General features: G+C 63.1%; 20 protein-coding genes. 10 read left to right on the forward strand and 10 right to left on the reverse strand.

Translation table 11 applies throughout. The features are described from left to right. Position 1 precedes the first annotated feature (1 nt). A complete protein-coding gene (locus F4036_00255; GenBank protein MYK36173.1) occupies positions 2–1300 on the reverse strand; it encodes an MFS transporter in 1299 nt (432 codons plus the stop codon). Positions 1301–1312: 12 nt separating this feature from the next. Between F4036_00255 and F4036_00260 the strand changes: the two genes are divergently transcribed. Further along, on the forward strand, positions 1313–2605 hold the full coding sequence (locus tag F4036_00260) for a helix-turn-helix transcriptional regulator (protein MYK36174.1): 1293 nt from the start codon (positions 1313–1315) through the stop codon (positions 2603–2605). Positions 2606–2613: 8 nt separating this feature from the next. On the opposite strand, the gene F4036_00265 is transcribed toward F4036_00260, so the two are convergent. Genes F4036_00265 through F4036_00280 form a run of 4 tightly spaced genes read right to left on the reverse strand, consistent with a single transcriptional unit; the run spans position 2614 to position 7138 of the window. Further along, the gene (locus tag F4036_00265; GenBank protein ID MYK36175.1) at positions 2614–3786 is read right to left on the reverse strand and encodes an NAD(P)-binding protein; all 1173 of its coding nucleotides are present in this window, start codon (positions 3784–3786) and stop codon (positions 2614–2616) included. A 27-nt stretch (positions 3787–3813) separates the two neighbouring features. Beyond that, a complete protein-coding gene (locus tag F4036_00270; GenBank protein ID MYK36176.1) occupies positions 3814–4671 on the reverse strand; it encodes a hypothetical protein in 858 nt (285 codons plus the stop codon). After that, the gene (locus F4036_00275; GenBank protein MYK36177.1) at positions 4668–5924 is read right to left on the reverse strand and encodes a serine hydrolase; all 1257 of its coding nucleotides are present in this window, start codon (positions 5922–5924) and stop codon (positions 4668–4670) included. Before F4036_00275 ends, F4036_00270 begins: the two co-directional genes overlap by 4 nt. Next, a complete protein-coding gene (locus F4036_00280; GenBank protein ID MYK36178.1) occupies positions 5852–7138 on the reverse strand; it encodes a serine hydrolase in 1287 nt (428 codons plus the stop codon). The genes F4036_00275 and F4036_00280 overlap by 73 nt, the downstream gene beginning before the upstream one ends. Between F4036_00280 and F4036_00285 the strand changes: the two genes are divergently transcribed. Continuing rightward, complete coding sequence (locus F4036_00285) at positions 7043–8371, forward strand: aromatic ring-hydroxylating dioxygenase subunit alpha (GenBank protein MYK36179.1); 1329 nt, start codon at positions 7043–7045, stop codon at positions 8369–8371. The two genes, F4036_00280 and F4036_00285, sit on opposite strands and share 96 nt — an antisense overlap. Before the next feature lie 54 nt (positions 8372–8425). Here F4036_00285 and F4036_00290 read toward each other — a convergent pair whose 3' ends face one another. Together F4036_00290 and hpt are read right to left on the reverse strand one after the other, a co-directional pair. Further along, entirely contained in the window at positions 8426–9541 is a 1116-nt protein-coding gene (locus F4036_00290) for a DUF3500 domain-containing protein (GenBank protein ID MYK36180.1), read from the reverse strand. A gap of 19 nt (positions 9542–9560) precedes the next feature. Continuing rightward, the gene (gene hpt / locus F4036_00295; protein MYK36181.1) at positions 9561–10097 is read right to left on the reverse strand and encodes a hypoxanthine phosphoribosyltransferase; all 537 of its coding nucleotides are present in this window, start codon (positions 10095–10097) and stop codon (positions 9561–9563) included. Positions 10098–10148: 51 nt separating this feature from the next. Here hpt and F4036_00300 point away from each other — a divergent pair, with 51 nt between their 5' ends. The 6 genes from F4036_00300 (at position 10149) to F4036_00325 (ending at position 17058) form a co-directional block, all read left to right on the forward strand. After that, complete coding sequence (locus tag F4036_00300; GenBank protein MYK36182.1) at positions 10149–10910, forward strand: hypothetical protein; 762 nt, start codon at positions 10149–10151, stop codon at positions 10908–10910. Positions 10911–10922: 12 nt separating this feature from the next. Further along, on the forward strand, positions 10923–12923 hold the full coding sequence (locus tag F4036_00305) for a pyrroloquinoline quinone-dependent dehydrogenase (GenBank protein MYK36183.1): 2001 nt from the start codon (positions 10923–10925) through the stop codon (positions 12921–12923). Between the two features lie 136 nt (positions 12924–13059). Then, positions 13060–14415, forward strand: a complete 1356-nt coding sequence (locus F4036_00310) for a hypothetical protein (protein ID MYK36184.1) — start codon at positions 13060–13062, stop codon at positions 14413–14415. Positions 14416–14445: 30 nt separating this feature from the next. Continuing rightward, positions 14446–15021 (forward strand): phosphatase, encoded by a 576-nt coding sequence (locus F4036_00315; protein MYK36185.1) that lies wholly within the window; start codon positions 14446–14448, stop codon positions 15019–15021. A 34-nt stretch (positions 15022–15055) separates the two neighbouring features. Beyond that, positions 15056–15526 carry a thioesterase gene (locus F4036_00320; protein MYK36186.1) on the forward strand — a complete coding sequence of 157 codons (471 nt, stop codon included), beginning with the start codon at positions 15056–15058 and terminating at the stop codon, positions 15524–15526. After that, entirely contained in the window at positions 15523–17058 is a 1536-nt protein-coding gene (locus F4036_00325; GenBank protein MYK36187.1) for a hypothetical protein, read from the forward strand. Before F4036_00320 ends, F4036_00325 begins: the two co-directional genes overlap by 4 nt. On the opposite strand, the gene F4036_00330 is transcribed toward F4036_00325, so the two are convergent. After that, positions 17027–17461: a DUF2784 domain-containing protein gene (locus F4036_00330; protein MYK36188.1), complete on the reverse strand. Its 435-nt coding sequence runs from the start codon at positions 17459–17461 to the stop codon at positions 17027–17029. The two genes, F4036_00325 and F4036_00330, sit on opposite strands and share 32 nt — an antisense overlap. A 132-nt stretch (positions 17462–17593) precedes the next feature. On the opposite strand from F4036_00330, the gene F4036_00335 reads away from it, so the two are divergent. Both F4036_00335 and F4036_00340 read left to right on the forward strand, forming a co-directional pair. Next, entirely contained in the window at positions 17594–17929 is a 336-nt protein-coding gene (locus F4036_00335; protein ID MYK36189.1) for a cupin domain-containing protein, read from the forward strand. A gap of 27 nt (positions 17930–17956) precedes the next feature. After that, complete coding sequence (locus F4036_00340) at positions 17957–18427, forward strand: OsmC family protein (GenBank protein ID MYK36190.1); 471 nt, start codon at positions 17957–17959, stop codon at positions 18425–18427. Between the two features lie 26 nt (positions 18428–18453). Here F4036_00340 and F4036_00345 read toward each other — a convergent pair whose 3' ends face one another. Both F4036_00345 and ilvA read right to left on the reverse strand, forming a co-directional pair. Next, positions 18454–18864 (reverse strand): hypothetical protein, encoded by a 411-nt coding sequence (locus F4036_00345; protein ID MYK36191.1) that lies wholly within the window; start codon positions 18862–18864, stop codon positions 18454–18456. Next, positions 18861–20384 carry a threonine ammonia-lyase, biosynthetic gene (gene ilvA / locus F4036_00350; GenBank protein ID MYK36192.1) on the reverse strand — a complete coding sequence of 508 codons (1524 nt, stop codon included), beginning with the start codon at positions 20382–20384 and terminating at the stop codon, positions 18861–18863. The genes F4036_00345 and ilvA overlap by 4 nt, the downstream gene beginning before the upstream one ends. Positions 20385–20429: the final 45 nt, after the last annotated feature.

Raw genomic sequence — 20429 nt, forward strand, 5'->3', positions numbered from 1 at the left:
GTTACGCGGTTTGCTTTAGCCAGCGATACATAAGCCAGGTAACGACTGCCACAAAAGCGTTCATGGCGCCCACCAGGATAAAGGGGCTGCTGGCCCCATAGGCATCGAACAACAGGCCGCCGAAAAAGGTGAGGGTCACGATGCCGGCCGAACCGGCGAGATTGGAGGCGCCGAAAACCGTGCCCTTGTAGCCCTCGGGCGCCACCTGGCCGATCAGAACGCCGGCGCTGATGATGGCGCTGGCCTGGCCGATGCCCAGCAGGAAAGCCGCGACCCACATCATCGGTCCGAGCGGATCGTCGATCAGCGCCACGCTGCCGTAACCGATGCTTGCGATCACGAACGAGATTCCGATCCCGACCAGGCGCGGGACCCGGTCCAATATCGCGCCTATGACGAACGGCCAAACCAGACCGCAAACTGCGACGAAACCGAAAATCATGCCGGCCCGCGCGACGGCCTCGGCCGGCGACATGCCGGCGGCGATGCCTGCCTGCGTGACCCAGAGCGACAGGAAGGTCGTGACAATCACCAGGTCGCCTTTCGAAGCATAGGACGTCAGATAAGCCAGGCCCAGCAACGGGTATTTCTTTACCAGGGTCATGCCCTTCGCCGCCTGACGAAATACGTTGTGCGTTGAACTCTTCACTCCCCGATTGGGGGCTTGCAGCCCGAAACGAAGAAGGATCGCCAGCAACAGGGCCGCTGTCGAGCAGACCCAGAAACTGGCGCGCAGCGCGTTGGCGTCGCTCAGCCCCAGCTCCCCGAAGTAACTCGGCAGCTTCGAGAAGAACGCGACCATTACAACCACGCCCAGCGCGTTGACGAACCCCACGATCCCTATCCAGCGGCCGCGATATTTGTCGTTGATGTATTCGCCCTGGCAAGTCGTCAGCATCACGGTGCAGGCCGTGGCCCCGATCGAATAAGCGATGCGGAGTCCGATCAGCTGCGCTTCGCTTGAAGCCATCGGATACACGGCAAACCCCACGGCAAGCAAAACCATTGCGCCGACATAGATCGGCCGGCGGCCGACGCGGTCGGACCAGGCGCCTATGAAACCGCAGATCGCGATCTGCGTGATTTCCTGCAGCGACACGAGAAGGCCGGCCAGCGAGCCTTGCTCTTCTTCGGGAATTCCCAGCAGCGCAAACAGGAACGGATTCATGAAGTTCAGAAACGTCACGAAGCCGATCGTCCAGAAGCTCGCGAACAGGATTGTCAGCGCATTCCGCCTGGTGACATCCTGCTCCAGGACCAGGGGCCCAAGGCGCGCGTAACCTGCCTCGCCGGTCGTCACGGAAGATGCTCCTTGTCAGATGTCATCATGCACGCGCTTCTTCTCCCCAAGTTTGGGGATACTCCTGATTGCGCAGCCGCACTACTATCGCATATCGGGGTTGATACGGATTGCTCGCGCGGTGCATTTCAGGTTCGGGCGTCGGCATATGAAGGCGCGCCCATGAGCGAACGGGACGCGTTCGGGCGGATACTCGCCGCGTTGCAGGAGGCGGCGCTCGAGCCGGCCCAGTGGTACCGTGCCGCCGCGCTGATCGAAGAGTCCGTCGGTGTGCACGGCAGCTCCCTTGCGTGTGGCGAGGGGGACTCGGACCAGGACTATCAGTTCTACTTCCTTCGGACCAGCCTTCACGGGGAACGGCGCACGGATCTGGAACGCCTTTGGCTGGAGACCGGTTTTTCCGCCGACCAATCGATATCCCGCTATCGGCGTTTCCCCTTTGACCGGACGATTCATATAACGGAGGTTTATACGGAGGAGGAGTTGAAAACCTCCCTGGGGTATCACATTCTGAGGACCCGCGCCCAGGCCGGGAACGCGATCAACGTTCGCCTGAAGGGGCCGGGCGCTTCGCGCGTCCTTTGGCAAATCAACGACCCGGTGGACCGGGACGGTTGGTCGTCCGAGCGGCTCCACCGGATCGGGCGGCTCCATCCGCATGTCCGCCAGACCGTGCAAGTTGGGCAAACGCTGGCCGGCGCCGGCGCCCTGGGCGCCACGTTGATGCAGTTGCTGGACGTTACCGGCCTGGGCGTCATCCAGCTCGACGTGCGAGGGCGGATCGTGGCGGCCAACGACCGGGCCCGGTCCCTGCTGAACGCCGGCGACCGCTTGTACGACGAAAACCGTTTTATTGTCGCGCGCGCACAGGCCGACGATGACGCGCTCCAGGCTTTGCTGGCCCGCGCTCTTCCTCCGTTCGGCGATCCGGGAGAGGGTGGTTCGCTGACGATCAGGCGATCGATGCTGCGGCCTCCGCTGGTGCTGCATGTGAACCCGTTGCCCGAGAGAGAAACGTGGTTTCGGGGATGGCCGGTGGCGGCGCTCGTACTGCTCGCCGAACCGGCACGGGGAGTCGGGATCGACCCGGACCTGGCTGCGGCCGTCCTGGGGCTGACACCGACGGAGAGCCGCGTGGCGGTGATGCTGGCCGATGGATTCAGCGTGCGCGAGATCGCCGCCGCGACGGAACGCAAGGAAAGCACGATCCGCTATCACATCAAGCAAATCTACGCCAAGCACGGACTCCGGCGACAGTCGGAGCTCGTGCGGCTGGTTCTCTCACTGGCCGGGGCCGAGCGCTAGGCGCAACGTCAAATGGCCACGGTCATGGCGTTGTAGTCGAATTCGGCTTCCATGCCGGTGGTGGGCGGCTTGGCGCGGTCGGCCGGGTCGGCGCTCATGTAGATCCCGCCGCGCTTGAGCGATTGCACGTGGAACCGGGTGGTCCGGGCTAGGCGGGCCCGCTCGTAGCGCGCGAAGGCCGCACGCCAGTCGCCTTGCTCCGCTTCGAAGCAGCGGGCGAGGATTGCGGCGTCCTCGAAGGCCATGCCAGCGCCCATCCCGTAGAAGGGCGTCATGGGATGTGCGGCATCGCCCAGTAGCGTCACCCGCCCCGCGATCCAGCCGTCGAGCGGCTGGCGGCTTGAGAGCGCCCAGCGCAGGCACTTCCCGCCGGGCGACGCCCTGATGATGCGCACGACGTCTTCATGCCAGTCCTCGAACTCTTCGAGGACCTCGGCGATGCCGGTCTGCGCGTACCAGTTTTCCTCGCCGATGTCGTCGGGCCGGTAGGCGTTGGCCACCCAGTTGATCTGGCTGCCCCGGCGCAACGGATAACGGGAAAACATGCTCCCTTCGGCCGGATAGGAGGCAAAGTGGGGTACATGACTGACCCCCGGCACGTCGGCGGCATCGACCACGCCGCGCCAGGCCATGTAGCCGGTGTATTTGGGGGGTTCCGTGGGAAACAGCTTGTCGCGCACGACGGACTTGAGACCGTCGCAGGCGATGACGATGTCGCGCCGGTCCGTAGCGCCGTCGGCGAAGCGCAGGGTCACGCCGCCGTCGTCCTGCCCGATGTCGGTGAGCGCGTGTCCGAGGCGAAGGGCGTCGCGCTCCTTGTTGAATGCGTCTTCCAGGACCTTGTGCAGGTCCGCCCGGTGCATGTGCCGCGTCAGTGCGCCCCGGGTCTTGATTGCCTCCTCGATACTCCGCTCCGAAAACCAAATGGGCTCGCCGGTCTTGTAGTGAAGCGCGCCGAAGGTCGTGGAGCCGTCGGCGAAGGATGCCGCCGCGTCTTCCAGGCCCAGGCCGTCGAGGACCACGCTGATGTTGGGGCCCACGGTGATCCCGGCGCCGATTTCCCCCAGCTCCGGCGCCTGTTCATAGACGGTGACGTTGAAACCGCGCTGCTGAAGCGCAACGGCGGCGGTCATGCCGCCCAGTCCGGCGCCCACGATTCCGATGTCCGGACTCAAGGCCATGCCTGAATTTCCAGCCGTGCCCGCACTCTATATGTTTGCCATCATGCGCTCAAAAAATGAGGGACCGTCGTCCAGTTCCGGCGATTGGTCGAACAGAGGCGTATAGGCACGGGCCCGTTCCAAATAGTCGGCATCGCACTCGTCCACGCTGTTCAGTTTGACCGCATCGTAATGCCAGATGGCATGACCCGGCAGGAAGCCGAGCTCGCTGTAGGGCGGTCGCGTGCCGGAGACAAAGTTCCAGCCTGCCGAACGATAATGGGCATCAGTGATATCGGGGTCGAACACTTCGCGGGCACTGGCAAAAAACGACACGGATTCCAGCGACGGCTGGGTAATCACCGGCGGGAAGTAGGAGGATCTCTGCAGACGGATGTCGTCGCCGTCTCGCGTCCAGTTCAACTGCAACGGTTTGTCTGGGTAGTGTTCAGGAAAGATCTTCTTCATGCTGCCGTAATAGTGGCCGGAAGGCGTGAACACCTCTCCCTCCTTGTGGCGTATGAAACTGGGTGTCAGTGCGACCGTGTTGCCGTTGAACGGGCTTGTGAAGGAGTCGATAAAGGTGTCCGTCTCCAGATCGGTGAAGAACGACAATACGGACGGAAAGCGCACCCAACTGGCCTCGCCGATCTGCCGCCACCAGGCGGACTCGCTGTTGCGGAACCCGTAGAGCGGCACAAATCCGTCGTTTCGCACCGCCATGATGATGCCGCGGGTCTTCTTCACCACCCGGCCGCCGTCGGTGCGACCCAGGATTTTTACGTAGGCTTCGTTCTGCGCAGCAGGATCGGCAGGCAGGTCATCCGCAGCGTAGGACAAGGCAGGTGGAACGGCGGCAGCGCAAGCGCCTGCCACTATGAATTCACGCCGGTTCAATGCTTTCATGAAAGGTCCTTTCCGTAGCCGAGATCACGGAGGATGATATTGGGGATCACGCCGTCGTCCCAGTCCATCGAGGGCATGCCGGTTCGCACGATCACGAGATCGGCGGACGGAATGACGTAAACGCGTTGCCCGCCGCCGCCGTCGAAGAACACCACGTCATCCGCCAGAAACGGCTCTGCCTGCTTTACGCCGAACGGCGTGTTCCGGTTGTAGAAACGTTCGGTCACGTGCGGCGAGCCGATCCATGCCTGCAGGCCGTACTTGGGATTGTTGGGCGACGGCGAGAACATGGCGGCCAGCCACTCGGCGGGAATGACCTGCCGCCCGTCGACGACCCCGTCATTCCTGATCGCCAGGCCGATGCGCAGCCAGTCCCGCGGGCGCGCCTGGAAGAAAGCGTAGGCCTTGGGCATGCCTCCGTCGCGGTCCATCCACAGCGTGGCCGGTTTGGCTCCCAAAGGCCGCCAGAGTTTTTCCGACACGTAGTCGGCGTAGGCGCGGCCCGTCGCGCGCTCGAGAATCAGCAGGAGCAACTGGGAATTGGCGCTGTTGTAGTTGAATTCCGTTCCCGGGTCCGCCGTGAGGTCGAAACGGAGAATAGCATTCTCCATGTGGGGGCCGATAAACAGCCGAAGTGCTTTGTTAAATGGATTTTGTAAAAGACTGTAATCAAAGGAGAAATGTTCGAGGCTGCTCGCCATCTGCAGCACTTGGCGAATGGTCAGGCCTTCCCTTTCCGTGCCTCTCCATTCGGAAATATATTCAGTCACCGGATCGTCGATGGACGCGATCGATCCGTCTTCCACCGCGAAGCCGAACGTCAGGCCCAGAACCGACTTCGCCATGGACAGGGTTTCGGTCACGTCGTCGGGGCCGAACTCCCGCCAATAGGTCTCGAACTGAATCCCCTCGCCGTGATGGACGATCAGCGAAAACGAGTCCACCCGCTCCGCATAGTCCACCAGTTCGGCAATCGCGCTTGCGGACAGGATCCGATCGGCCGGGTCGACGCTGACCAGTGCTTCGCGGAAGTCGCCCTCGACCGTGGCTGTCGGACTGATCCAGCCGGGAATGCTGATGGATGTTTGATCGCGGATGGTCGCGAAGCGGTACCAGAAGGTCCAGTCGACAGCGACGGCGGCCGCGATCAGCACGGCAACGGCGGCGATGATCCGCCGGGTCATGGGGCTATCCCGCCCGCGGTGCGCCTGATTCCGCGGATGATCGTGTTGGGCAGAAAAGCGTTGTCCCATTCCGGCTGGTCGGGGAGGGGCCGGAAGCCGGTGCGGACGATGACCAGCTGTTCGGACGGCACGATCACGACCGACCGGCCTTCGGAACCGTCGAACAGAAACAGGTCCTCGGCGAGGAACGGCTCCGAGTGGTAGACGCCCGGCTTGGGCACGTCGTTGAGCCACGAGTTCGGACGGTGAAAGAGCCGGCGTTCCGCATGGGGCTTGCCAAGCCAGACCATCAGGCCGAAGTGCTCGTTATTGGTCGAAGGAGTGAGCATTTCCGTCATCCAGTAGTCGGGGAGCAACTGCCTGCCGTTCCAGGAGCCGCCATTCATGACGAGCAGTCCGAAGCGCAGCCAGGTTTCCGGAGGCAGCATCAGGCAGCAGCCGCCATGGGGCATGCCCCCTTCGCGGTTGACCCAGATGAATCCGCCGAGCGCGCCCAGGGGTTTGAGCAAGGATTCGGAGAAATACTCCGCATAACGCTTGCCGGTGGCCCCCTGGATGATGTGGGGCATGATGTCGGCGGTCATGTCGCTGTAGTCATATTCCGATCCCGGCGTGAAAGACATCGGAACCTCGTCGAGCAGGACCTCGTCCCAGTACGGGCTGAGATAGCGCCGGGAGCTGAGTCCGGTGATGGGCTCGTCGCGGATGCCGAACCAGCGCAGACCGCTCGACATCTGCAACACGTTACGGATGGTCATGGGCTCCTTGTCCGTGCCCCGCCAGCGCGGAATGTACCGGGCGACGGAATCGTCCAGCGAATCGATGTGCCCGTCGGCAATGGCGCGGGCGATGAGCAGGCCGCCGGCCATCTTGTGCATGCTGCGGGAATTGACCACGTCGGACGGCTTAAGGCCCATCCAGTAATCGGCCGATTGCAGCGCGCCGCGATGCCAGACCAGCAGGCTCTCGGACCGGTTGCGCCGGGCGTAGGCGCGGGCCTCGCCCAGCGCATCTTCCGCGATCGTGCGGCTCTCCGGCGGAACCACCTCGAAGAATCCGTCGTGCGCGCCGGCAATCGCCTCCGTGGGCTCATACCACCTGTAGCCGCCGGGACCGCTGGTTTCCCCTTGCGTATTGAACCGCCGAACAAGAACCTCTTCCGTGGTTTCAGCGCCCGTTACGGCTGATTGAGCGCCCACCAGGCCGGATTGAGCGCCCATCAATACGACGCAGGCCGCAACGGCGGCGGCTTTTCCGATTGTCATGAACACGGATGTTCGCATGTGGCGAATTTATATCAGCGATTGTTACCATTGGTGAGACGCACTTGGGAAAGAGGAGACAGGCCGGTGTTCACAAATGTCTGGTACGTCGCTGCGCGAAGCGAAGATCTTCAGGACAAACCCCTCAAGGTCCGCATGCTGGGCTGCGACTTTGTGCTCTACCGCGAGCCGGGCGGCAAGGCGGTCTGCCTCAGTAATGTCTGCCCTCATCGGGGCGGGAGCCTGGCGCACGGCAAATGCAAGGACGACGGATCCATCGCCTGCCCGTATCACGCCTGGTCCTTCAACGGCGAGGGCAAGTGCACGCAGATCGCCTCGCGCCGCGATGAAGATCCGCAGGATGTGGCCCCGGGCGTCAAGATCGACGCTTATCCCACCGAAGAAAAGTACGGCTTCATCTGGGCGTTTCTCGGCGACGAACCCGAAAACGCGGCGCCGATCATCGAGATGCCCGAATTCGACGACGACGGGTTCCGTTCCACTACCACGCACAGCGAGGTTTGGGAAACCAACTATCACTGGGCGAAATTCTCCAATCTCGATCTCGTCCATCTGCCGGTCGTTCATGGCATCAAATTCCAGAACCAGGACAATCCCGATTCGCCGCCGCCGTTTGAACTGACGGAACATGACGACGGATTCGATCTTGTGTATTACCCCTCGACGTCACGTCCGCGCAAGGGCGGGGAATGGGACAAAATCCGCGACAGCGACGAAGCGAAGAAAGTCGAGTCGCGCATGAAATTCCGCGTCGCGGGGATCAGCCTTTACGGCAAGGTAGAAATCGGCGGCGTCGGCAGTGGCATGCACAACGTGTTTTACGAGTTTTCGACGCCGATCGATGATCAGACGACGGCCATGTACTACATCTTTTTCCGCAACTTCATGCTGCAGCCGGAGCTCGACGAGGAGCACCTGAAGCGCAATCTGATGCAAGCGCGCCAGGACAAGGCGATCGCCGAGGCGCAGCAACCTCGCATTGCACCGGTGGGACCCGACCCCAACGGCCTTTACACCTATGACGAAGACTCCGAGATTCGGCTCTATTGGAACCTGATGGGCAGTATGCGGGAACGCGGCTGGCAAATCGATCGCAAGGCCTGGGCCGAGGCCCTGGCTGCCGGCCACTATCGGGCGATCCCCTCGCCCGTGCGCAAAAAGGACCCCAAGGGCTGGGTCCACGATGAAGTGCCGCGCTACGCCAGGGGCACGACCTTCGCCGCCGCTGAATAACCGTCCAACTCGCTGGGGCGAGTTGCAACTGGCCGGCGAGCCGCGCTTACGGCGTCAGGGGGTTGTGCCGGCGCCGTATTCGTTGGTGGGGTCGCGATAGATCGTATGGAAGTGCGGCCCGTCCACGGCGATGCCGTCTTCGACCGAGAACTCGATGATCAGCGTGGGGCCCTGGATGCGGTAATAGACGTGCCCGCCGTCGCCGGCTTCGTGGGGGCCGTTCCATGCGAAGTGCAGGTCGTCGAGCCCCGCCTCCAGCGCCGCCATGCGCGCATCCGCGTTTTCACGCGGCTGCAGCAGCACCCAGTGGCCGATGGTCTCCAGCAGTAGCGCGCGGGCCTTTTCGGGCCAGCCCGCGACGGCGCTGCCCAGCACCTCGGGAATGAAACCATCCTGTCCCGCCCCGGCCTCCACGCTGCGCGGCCGCGGGGTGATTGACGCCTCCCTCCGAAGCGGTTCGGGCAGGGCCTGCATGACGGCGTGACCGGCCGCGAGTTCGTCTGCAAAGAGTGTCGCCAGCGCGCCGGCGTACTGGAATTCGGCAGGTTCGACGCCCACGAAGGTGGGCGACAGCCCGGTCGCGCGTCCATCCGCGAAGCTCCCGTTGATCGCCAGGTGATGCCCGCCGAACTGCCAGCCCCAACGGCCGGCGCCTGTCGGTTGGCCGAAGAAGGCGAGCCAGTAGTTGTCGTCCGACCATCCGGCGCGCGCTGCCCTGGGAAACGCCTTCAGAATGGCGTCGGCGCCGACTATCCGGGTGGCGGTCTCGTAACCGTGCGGTCCCAGCGCCGCGGCGAGAAAATTGAACGCGCGTTCGAGCTGGACGGACGTCAGATCGCCAAGGCGCAGCCCGTTCCGCTCGAAACGCGTTACTCCGGAGGGCAGGTTCGACCAGTTGCCGCGCAAAGGACTGTCGATGGGCAACACGATCGCATCCGCCTGCTCGGCACTCATCTCCGCCAGCAACGCATTCGCCGCCTCCAGCGCGGCGCGGGCGCCGGGCTGTCCGTACGTCTCGGCGAACGGCGGCGCGGGCGATATGCGCGTCCCGGCGGACTGCGCTTCGGCGCCCTGGTTCTGCTTCAGCACCTCGTGCGCACCCAAAATGCCCGCGCCCGGCCAGATCGTCGCCAGGACTGTCAGCAGCAATACAAGCTTGCCGTTACGCATGGATCAACTATACGCGGTGTCAAGTATCGTCCACCACGGCCGCGATATGGGGTAGATGGCGGTATTGCTCGCCCAGGCCGAGGCCGTAACCCACCAGGAAGTCCTGGGGCGCGTCGAAGCCGGCCCAGCGCACGTCGCACTTGAGATCCGTCGCCTTGCGCTTGTGAAGCAGCACGCAAACCTTAACGTCGCCGGCCCCCTGTTCCCGGAGAAACGGGACGACGTAATTCACTGTATTGCCGGTATCGATAATGTCGTCGACGAGCAGTACGGATCGTCCGCTCACGCGAATGCCGGGGTTGTAGGTGATCTCGACTCGCCCGCCGGTTTCCATTGAATCCCCGTAGCTCTCGGCGCCCAGAAGGGCGATCTCGTGCGGCGTCCGGATGTGGCGTACCAGGTCGGCCAGGAAAATGAACGATCCCTTCAAAAGCCCGATGACCAGGAGGTCCGGCGTCGAATCGTAGTAATCGCTGATGGCGGTTCCCAACTCCTTCACGCGCGCATTAATTTGCTCGGCAGTCAATATTCGATTGAGTTGACGCACGCGTTTCATAGTGCCATGTTTAGGGTTGCGATACGTGCATACGAATAGGGGAGAGAGTTCATGAGCCCTGCCGAGCCTGCCGTGCTCAACCGGCCCGATATGGACTTCGAAGAGGAGCGGGTCGCGCTGGCCTGCGCGTTTCGCTGGGCGGCCCGCCTGGATATGCATGAAGCGGTCGCCAACCACTTCAGTCTCGCCGTCAACAGGGCGGGCACCCGGTTCCTGATGAACCCCAGGGGGCGCCATTTCTCCCGCGTCAGGGCGAGCGAGCTTCTGCTGCTCGATGCCGACGATGATGCGGTAATGACGCGGCCGGATGCCCCGGACCCCACGGCCTGGGCGTTGCACGGCAGCATCCACCGGCACTTGCCGCATGCGCGTTGCGTGCTTCACGTTCATTCGAAATACGCGTCGGCACTGGGCTGTCTCGCCGATCCCAGGCTGCCGCCCATCGACATCAACGCGATGCGGTTCCGGGGAAGCGTTTGCATCGACGACGGCTTCGACGGCATGAGCCTCGATGGCGAGGCCGAACGCATCGCCCGGCTGTTGCGCGACAAGCCGATTCTTCTGATGCGCAACCACGGGATGATGGTGATCGGCGGGACGGTCGCCCGGGCCTTCGACGATCTCTACTACTTCGAGCGCGCCTGTTCGACCTACATTACGGCCCTGCAGACCGGCCGCGAGCTGCGCGTCGTTTCCGACGAAGTGGCGGCGAAGACGGCGCGGCAATGGCGCGACTATCCGGGTTTGGGCGAGGATCACTTTCGCGAGCTTCAGGCCATCCTGGACCGCGAAGAACCTTCCTATCGCCGCTGATCGTTGCGGGATATGTTGCCGAACAGCAAAAGTCAAATCATCGCGCTGCTTCTGGGCGCTCTGCTGCTCGGCGGCTGCGGGAATCAGGGCGATCGATCGTTCGAGCCGGGCCCCCCGGTCGAGGATCCGGGCTGGCCCACGTATGCGGGCCCGGCAACAGGCACGCGCTACTCGCCCCTCAACCAGATCAACCGTTCCAACGCAGGCGATCTGGAAATCGCCTGGACCTACAACACCGGTCACCTCGACCGGGCGCCGCAATTCAACGTCCTGTTGGGCTTCCAGGCGACGCCCATTCTTCTTCCGGACGAGGCGGGACGCCACCTGGTGTTGTGCGATCCCTATAACCGGATCATTGCGCTGGACCCGGCCACGGGGCTGGAACGATGGGCGTTTGATCCCGAGATCGATCTGAGCCCGCATGCGGGGCGATTCAATTGCCGGGGCGTGACCTACTGGCGCGACCCGGACGCGGCGGACGCGGAGGCCTGCGCCCACCGCATCCTTCTCGCCACCAACGACCGCCGGCTGGCCGCCGTCGATGCGCGAAACGGCGCATCCTGCGTGGACTTCGGCGAAAACGGGTTTGTCGATGTCACGCCGATCATTCAGCAGCTGCGGCCGACCAGCCAGCTGCTCTCGATGCAGCTGACCTCGCCGGTCGCCGTCGTTAACGGCGTGATCGTGATCGGCGGGACCGCCGCCAAGTTCAGCGATGCGAGTTCCACGAACGGAGCCGTGCGCGCCTTCAGCGCCCGCACCGGCGAGCACCTGTGGACCTTCGACACGCTGATCCGCGAGCCGGAGGGCGATCCGGAGAGCAGCGCCTGGCACGTGGGCGGCGCCAACGCCTGGACCACTTTCTCCTGGGAAAACGAAAGCGACCTGGTGTTCATTCCCACGGCCAGCCCGTCGCCCGACTTCTATGGCGGCAAGCGGCCGGGCGACAATCTCTACGGCAACTCGCTGGTCGTGCTTCGAGCAAGCACCGGCGAGCTGGTCTGGCATTACCAGATCGTGCATCACGACGTGTGGGACTGGGACCTGCCGACCAACCCCATCCTCGCCGAGATCACGCGCGACGGCGAAAAAGTCCCGGTGGTGATGCAACTGACCAAGCAGGGCATGGTTTTCACCTTCCATCGCTACACCGGCGAGCCCTTCTTCGAGATCGAGGAGCGTCCCGTGCCTACCGATGGATTGCCGGATGACGAACTCTCGCCCACTCAGCCGTTTCCGGTCAGGCCGCCGCCGCTGGTCAGGCACGGAATCGGGCCGGACGACGCCTGGGGGATGACGCCGTATGACCGGAACAGGTGCCGGGAAAGCATCGAGGCCATGCGTTACGGCCCGATCTACACGCCCCCGAGCACGAAGGGCACGCTGATGATGCCGAGCGTCGCCGGCGGCATGAACTGGGGCGGCGGCGCCTTCGATCCGAAAAGCGACATCCTGGTGGCGCCGGTCAGCGAAACGCCCTCGTGGGTCCGACTGACCCCCAACGAGGAATTGGATCCGGAAGTGGCCGGGGCTCCCGGGTCGGGTCTTCCGATGGGACCGCCGGGCTTCATCGACGGCACGAACTACGGCCTGCAACAGGGGGTCCTGTTTTCTCCGTTCATGACGCCGTGCACGGAGCCGCCCTGGGGCAAGCTGGTGGCGGTGGACATGGCGGCGGGCGAAATTCTGTGGGAAGAACCGCTGGGGCTGATCGACAAGTTGTCTCCGATTCCCATTCCGTTGCGGTGGGGCACGCCGTTTGCGGGCGGGCCGATCGTCACGGGCGGCGGGGTGGTGTTCATAGGCGCGACCGCCGACGAGCGGTTCCGCGCATACGACACGCTGACCGGCGAGCTGCTCTGGGAGTTCGACGGTCCCACCTCGGCCAATGCCACGCCCATGACCTATATGGCCGACGGCAAGCAATTCGTCGTGGTCGCCACGGGCGGACACAGCTGGGTCTATCCCTTCAAGAAGGGCGACTCGGTCGTGGCCTACGGCCTGCCGGACTGATTCGCTGAATCGTTTCCATATACATCAATTGCAACCAGCCGTCTTCGGAATACTCCTCGGGGTTGCATCGGCAGCGGCATCAGGTCAGTCGGTCCCGTTCTTCCCGTCGGCTTCGGATGCCTGGGACCGGCGGGGAGTGGCGCAGGTAATCAACCGGTCCGAGGCGGCAGGCGAGGTGACGATCGAGGCGTTCGACGATGAGGGGGTGGCGTACGAGCCGCTTTCGCTATCGATCGGCTCCGGCGGGACCGTGCACTTCGACTCGTTCGACCTGGAGGACGGCAACGCCGGAAAGGGGCTGTCCGGGAGCACCGGGCCGGGGCGCGGGGACTGGCGACTGCGGCTTGCCAGCGAACTCGATATCCGGGTTCTGTCCTACGTCCGAACGAGCGACGGCTTTGTCGCGCCGATGCATGGCACGGCGCCTTGGCGGGATGGCAGTTACCGCGTCGCAATATTCAGCCCCGGGAGCGACCGCAGCCAGGAGAGCCTCCTCCGCCTGGTCAACCTGGGAAAGGCGACCGCAAAAGTGGCGATCCGTGGAATGGACGATGCGGGTGCTTACAGTGCCGGCACGGTGAACGTTCAAATTCCTGCCGGGGCAGCGAGAACCTACTCGGCCGCGGAACTGGAATCGGGGAAGGCAATGGGCCTGGATGGATCGCTGGGCGATGGTCGCGGCAGGTGGCGGCTGACGGTCCGGTCGGACCGGCCGCTCGCGGTGATGAGCCTGTTATCGGGCCCGGCCGGTCGCCTCACGAACCTGTCGAACGGGCCGGCGGATGGAGTAACGCAGAACTTCGAGTTCAGCCGCGGGGAACACGGGTTCGTTGCCGGGTTCGCAGACTATCCGCCTGACGATGAGGAGATCTACGAGTTGACGTCCGGCTATCGCCCGCTTCCGGCGCCGCTGGAGCCGCAATCCGCGCTGTTCCTCTCCGGGGTCAACCGCAGCGACGATCTCGTCATGTTCTACAAAGGACAGGTCGCCGGTCTCGTCGCGGGCACGGCCTACAGCGTTTCGGTCAGCGTGGAGATCGCCACCGATACGCCCGCCGGGTGCGTGGGCGTCGGCGGCGCGCCGGGCGAGAGCGTCTGGATCAAGGCAGGCGCCAGCGAGGTCGAACCGCTGCCGGTCCTGGAAGACTCGTATCTGCGAATGAACATCGACATCGGGAACCAGTCGAACGGCGGCGGCAATGCCGTCGTGCTCGGCAATATGGCCAATTCCCGTAGTTGCGAGCAGCCGCGTCAATGGGAACGCAAGTCCTTCCAGTCCCGGTCGATACCGGAACCCGTCACGGCATCGGCGGATGGCCGGGCCTGGCTGTTCTTCGGCACCGACTCGGGATTCGAAAGCCGCACCGAGGTCTACTTCACGCGGGCGACGGTCACTTTTGCTCCGCTGGAACCAGACGGATCACGGCCTGCATCCGACCCGATTCCGTTGCGCTGGCTGCCGCCGCGAAAGGACCGGCCCGATGTCAATTAGGGGAACGCTATACCATTCGCGCCGGAGGTAATGAAAATGAGATCGATCTTTCTAGCCGGGCTTCTTCTCGTCGGCATGGCTCATGCCGACGATACTCAGGAGCAGCCGACGAACAGCGACGGTGCTGCGCAAGATGCTTTAGAGACTGCGACAGTCCAGGACATACTGAATTTCCATGAGATGACGGACAACATCGCCATTGGTGGACAGCCGACCGTGAGCCAGTTGGCTCAGGTCGCGGATGCGGGTTACTCCGTCGTCGTGAACCTGGCGATGCATGACTCGGATAACGCGATACCGGAAGAGGGCAGTGTCACCGCTTCCCTGGGCATGTCCTACATTCATATCCCCGTTCCGTCCGATGCTCCGACGTCAACGCACGTGCGGAAATTCTTCAACGTAATGGACGCCTTCGAAGGCGAGAAAGTCTTTGTGCATTGCGTTGTGAGCGGACGGGTGTCCGCCTTCATCAATCGATACATGATGCTCAGAATGGGGACATCGGCCGAGCAGGCCACTTCGCCGTTGCTGCAAAGATGGCTGCCCGCCATGGAGGAACCCTGGACGTCGATCATGAATCTCGAGCTGGCCGATCTCGAACAATGAAGAATCGAAATACTGCCTCGGGGGGTACTGACGGTTGAGCGAGGGAAGGGTTCTCCTTTACGAAACGAGCATCAAGCCGGAGTGGATCGACCACAACGGCCACATGAACGTCGCCTTCTTCGTGCTCGCCTTCGACGAGGCGACGGACGCCGCGTATGAGCACTGGGGCATCGGCATGGATTACCCGGACACCAGCGGATGCTCGGTGTTCACGCTGGGCCTCAACGTCGATTACCTGGGCGAGCTGTTCGAAGGCGATGCGATCCGCGTCGAGACGACGCTCGTCGATTACGACGCCAAGCGCATCCACTACTTTCATCGAATGATCGATACGGCTAAGGACAAGCTCGTTGCGACCAACGAGTGCCTGTGCATGAACGTCGACCTGGAAGCCAGGAAATCCGCGCCGTTCCCGGATGACGTGATCGAGAAGCTGGCGCCGTTTGCCGGTGACGCCGAACCGCCCAAGGGTTTCGGCCGCACGCTGCGCATCCGGCGTTCGTGACGGATTCGAGCTTTGATTTTGTAGTCGTCGGCGCCGGTTCGGCCGGCTGCGCCGTGGTTGCCGGTCTGGTCGAGGCGGAGCTGGGAACCGTTTGCGCGCTCGAGGCCGGCGGCCCGGACAATTCGCTGATGGTGAGGACGCCGTTCGCCCTGATGTTCATGATGGGCAGTCGCAAATGGGATTGGCGGCGCATCACGACGCCGCAGCGTGAGTTGGGCGGCAGAGTCCTGGCGGTCCCCCGGGGCAGGATGATCGGCGGCTCCGGTTCGATCAACTCGATGGTCTGGTTCCGCGGTCGCATGGACGATTTCGACCGCTGGGATATCGAGGGATGGTCTTCCGATGACGTGGCGCCCGCGTTCGAAGAAGTTGAAGCTCGCATGACGCCGCGGCGTCTTCCCAATCCTCATCCGCTGGCAGAGCGTTTTGCCCGCGCGCTGGACAGTGATGGCAAGACGCCGCCCTCGCCGGAGCGTGAAGGAGCGGGCATTTTTTCGGTCAACATGCGCGGCCACCGCCGGTGGTCGCCGGCTGACGCTTTCCTGCGGCCGGCGCAAGCCAGCGGGTGTCTTACCGTGACCACCGATGCGCAGGTGGACAGGATCCTGTTCGACGGCGATCGAGCGAGAGCTGTCGTGCTGGCGGGTGGTGGGCGAATCAATGCCCGCAAGGGGGTCGTTCTGTCGGCGGGGGCCATCGAATCGCCCGCCATTCTGATGCGATCGGGCATAGGTCCGGGGCAGGAACTGCAATCACTGGGTATCCATGTGATCCAGGATTCGCCGGAAGTGGGCGAGAACCTGCACGATCATCCGGTGATCGGAGTGCACCATGCCGGCGCGAATTCGGGTTACGGGTTTACGCTGGCGCAAATGCCGGCCTGGGCGATGGCGCCGTTTTCGTACCTGTTGGCGAAAAAGGGTCCGTTCACGTCCTGCATCGTCGAAGCGGGGGCGTTCTTCAACGCAAGGGGCGAGGGCGGTTCGCCCGATGTGCAGGTGCACTTTATCCCCTACATGATGGGTTGGAAGGGCCGGACCCTGGTATGGGGATCGGGCTACTGCGCCGATGTCGGTGTGTCTCGTCCCAGGTCCCGCGGAAAGCTTCGGCTTGCATCGGCCGACGCTGACGCTGCGCCCGAAATCGACCTTGGCCTTCTCAACCATCCCGACGACCTCGCCACCCTGATTGCGGGATTCAGGCGTCTGCGCGAGATCCTTGAGGCGGCGCCTTTCGGATCGATGCGCGCGCCCGAAGCTTTCCCGGCCGGCGCCGTAACTACCGACGAACAGATTGAACGCCATATCCGCGATCGCCTGGCTACCGCCTACCATCCGGTGGGCACGCTGCGGATGGGCGATGGCGAAGCGCCCGTGTCGCCACGCCTGAAGGTAAAGGGCGTTGAAGGCTTATGGGTAGCGGATGCGTCCGTGATGCCTCATGTGACTTCGGCGAACACGAACGCGCCGTCGATCATGATCGGACACCGCGCCGCCCGGTTCATCTCCGAGGATTTGCCCGTACAGGCCTGAAACGGCGCGGACGCACCCAGAGCCAGCTTCCGACGACCGCGGCCCCGAAGAGCGTATAACAGACCGCAAAAACCCATGCCGGCGCCCGGTAGTAAAGCAGCGTTTCCAGCCAGTGCGCCACGAACGATCCCGGATAAGTCGAATCGCCTGCGCGGGAGCGGAGCGTCATTTCAATGGTCGTGAGCGGGCAGATCGCCCCGAACCATGACTGAACCACCACCACCCCTATGGCGAGGAGGTGCGCCAGTCGAAACCACGGATTCCGGACCCACAACCAGCGACGCGCCTTGCCGGCGAGGATGAGCGTGAGACCACCGATAACGAACGCGACGAACAGCGCGTGCAGCAACAGAACCGCATCGGCAGCCAACAGATAGACCGAGGATGAACCTGCTTGCTCCACCGCCTCTCCCGCGACCTGGCTAATACCTAACCCTAACTGATCTTCCGTTCAACTACGGTTCGGTAGCAAGGGAAGGCACACGGCGCCGCCAAATTATTCTCCGAAGACCTACCCGTAGATAATTGATTGATGATGAATTCTGGAAGTGCTGTCCGGCTGACACCGGACGAAATGGCCCGACACATTCCCGATGCGGAAGGAAACAGGTTTCACGTCGGGCTGGAAAGGGGCCAGCTTCAGGTTGAGTTCTACATTCCCGAGGGCGCGGATCTGCAGCAACCCCATAGCCGGGACGAATGCTATGTGGTCATCCGCGGGTCGGGACGATTCCAGATGGGGAAAGACGTGGTCCCCTTCAATGCAGGTGACTTCCTATTCGTGCCCGCCGGCGTGGAGCACCGGTTTCTTGATTTCGGTGACGACCTGGCAACCTGGGTCATTTTCTACGGCCCCGAGGGCGGCGAGTGATCGCCTGGCCGTACGTCTGGTAAGGCAATGAAACGAGAACACACTTACACAACGACTATTACCTGGAAGGGAAACAAAGGCACGGGAACCGTCGCGTACGACGCCTACGCGCGGGACTACGAAATTGCCTGCGACGGGAAGGCAGCGATACGCGGCTCGGCCGATCCAATGTACATGGGGGACGCTAAGCGTCACAATCCGGAGGAAATGCTCGTCGCCGCGCTGTCGGCCTGTCACATGCTTTGGTACTTGCACCTTTGCGCAGCGAACGGTGTCGTTGTAGAGGCGTATGAGGACTCGGCGGATGGGCTAGTGCTGACGCGTCGTGATGGATCCGGTGAGTTCAATAAAGTGACGCTAAGGCCACGTGTAACCATTACGGCCAGTAGCGACGCGGCTGAAGCGGAGCGTTTACACACGAAGGCCAACGAGATGTGCTACATCGCTCGCTCCGTAAATTTCCCCGTACAACACAAGCCGGAAATCGTGCCCCGCTAGCCGGCTCCACTATCACGCGGCGGATTTCAGCAGGTGGTTGGCGTCCACGAGCGCTTGCGTCTGGCTACCTGTCGGGAGCGGTCTTCGCCGTCAAAACTCACCGGCTGCACATGCCGCACGTCGAGTTCCGTCAGTCGCAGATTGACCACTGACCAGGCGCCGTCCTCGTCCGAAAGTACCGCGCCCAGGCAGGTTCCGCACACGCGGCAAATATAGAAATCTGTCGCCCGCAGGCCAAAGCGATACTTCTGCAGATAACGCTCGTCCGCGATTCGAATCGTGGTCGAGCCTTTGGGATCGGCCCAGTATGTCGCACCGTGTTTCTGGCAGAAACTGCATTCGCAGGAACGCGCAACAATGTCATCGAGCGCCGTTCGCGTCGTGAGTTCGAACGAAAGGTTCCCACAGTGACAAGCTCCCGCGATGGTATGAGTCATCGATCGGATCCCAGGAACAGTTCGTAGGCCGAGTTGCCGGTCTCCTCGTGGAATGGGTAGTTCAGTTCCGACAGAAAGGCATGGAATGGCTCCAGTTCTCCGTCCGGCACCTGAATCCCCGCCAGCACTCTGCCATAGGCGGCGCCGTGACTGCGGTAATGGAACAGGCTGATATTCCAGCGCTTGCCCATGCGCGTAAGATAGCGCAGCAGCGCACCGGGCTGCTCGGGCAGATCGAACCGGAACAATCGCTCGTCGCGCAGGCCGGCTGCTCGGCCGCCCACCATGTAGCGCACGTGAATCCTCGCCATTTCGTTGTCTGAGAGGTCCACGACCTTGTAGCGGCGATTCGCCAGGTCGGCAATCAGTTCTTTCTTGTCCGAGCGACCGTTCCTCAGTTCCACGCCCACGAAGACGTGAGCCTTCTCTGCGTCGGCGTAGCGATAGTTGAACTCCGTGATCGACCGTTGCCCGATCGCCTGGCAAAACGTGCGAAAACTTCCCGGCTTTTCCGGAATGGTCACGCCGAGCAGCGCCTCGCGGCGCTCGACCAGGTCGGCAAGCTCCGCTATTCCCCGCAGCCGATCGAAGTCCACGTTGGCGCCGCTGACAACCGCCACCAGCACCTTGCCGGTCCATTCTTCCCGGGCGACGCAACGCTTGAGCCCTGCCAGCGCCAATGCGCCCGCCGGTTCGGCGATGCAACGCGAATCGTCGAAGATCTCCTTGATGGCCGTGCAGATCTCGCGATGGGTGACCGTAACGACCTCGTCCACGCACTTGCGCGCAATCCGAAACGGTTCCTCGCCGACCTGGCGCACGGCGACGCCATCGGCGAACGGGTCGACGTCATCGAGAACCACACGTTCTCCGGCTGCGAGCGCACGCGCCATGCAGGCCGCATGCCTCGGTTCCACGCCGACCACGCGAATGTCGGGGCGCAGCGCTTTCACGTAGGCCGCCATGCCGGCAATCAGCCCGCCACCGCCCACCGGAACGAAGATCGCATCCAGCTGCCCCGGCACCTGGCGCAGGATTTCCATTGCAACCGTGCCCTGTCCCGCAATCACGTCCTTGTCGTCATAAGGGTGAATGAAGGTGCTGCCGAGTTCTTCCGCCTTGTGCTGTGCGAACTCGAACGCTTCGTCATAGTTGCTCCCCTGAAGCTCGATGGCCGCCCCCAGGGCGCGCACGGATTCCAGTTTGATCTGCGGCGTGGTCTGCGGCATCACGATGAGTGCCTGCATGTCCAGTCGTTTTGCGGCCAGGGCGATGCCCTGGGCGTGGTTGCCGGCGGATGCCGCGATGACCCCGCGCTTTCTCGCATTGGCGGACAGCCCCGCCATCTTGTTGAACGCCCCGCGCAACTTGAACGAAAAGACCGGCTGAAGATCCTCCCGCTTCAGGTACACCCGGTTTTCGAGCCGCCGGGAGAGTATCGATACCGCCTGTAGCGGTGTTTCATTGGCGGCCGAATAGACTCGCGAGTTCTCGATTCTTTCTACGTAGTCCTGGAGCATGCGACCCTTCCTGCGTCGAAATCCAAGCTCGCCGGATCGCCTGCC

This window comes from Gammaproteobacteria bacterium, from assembly GCA_009845905.1.
Classification (GTDB): Bacteria; Pseudomonadota; Gammaproteobacteria; order Steroidobacterales; family Foliamicaceae; genus Foliamicus.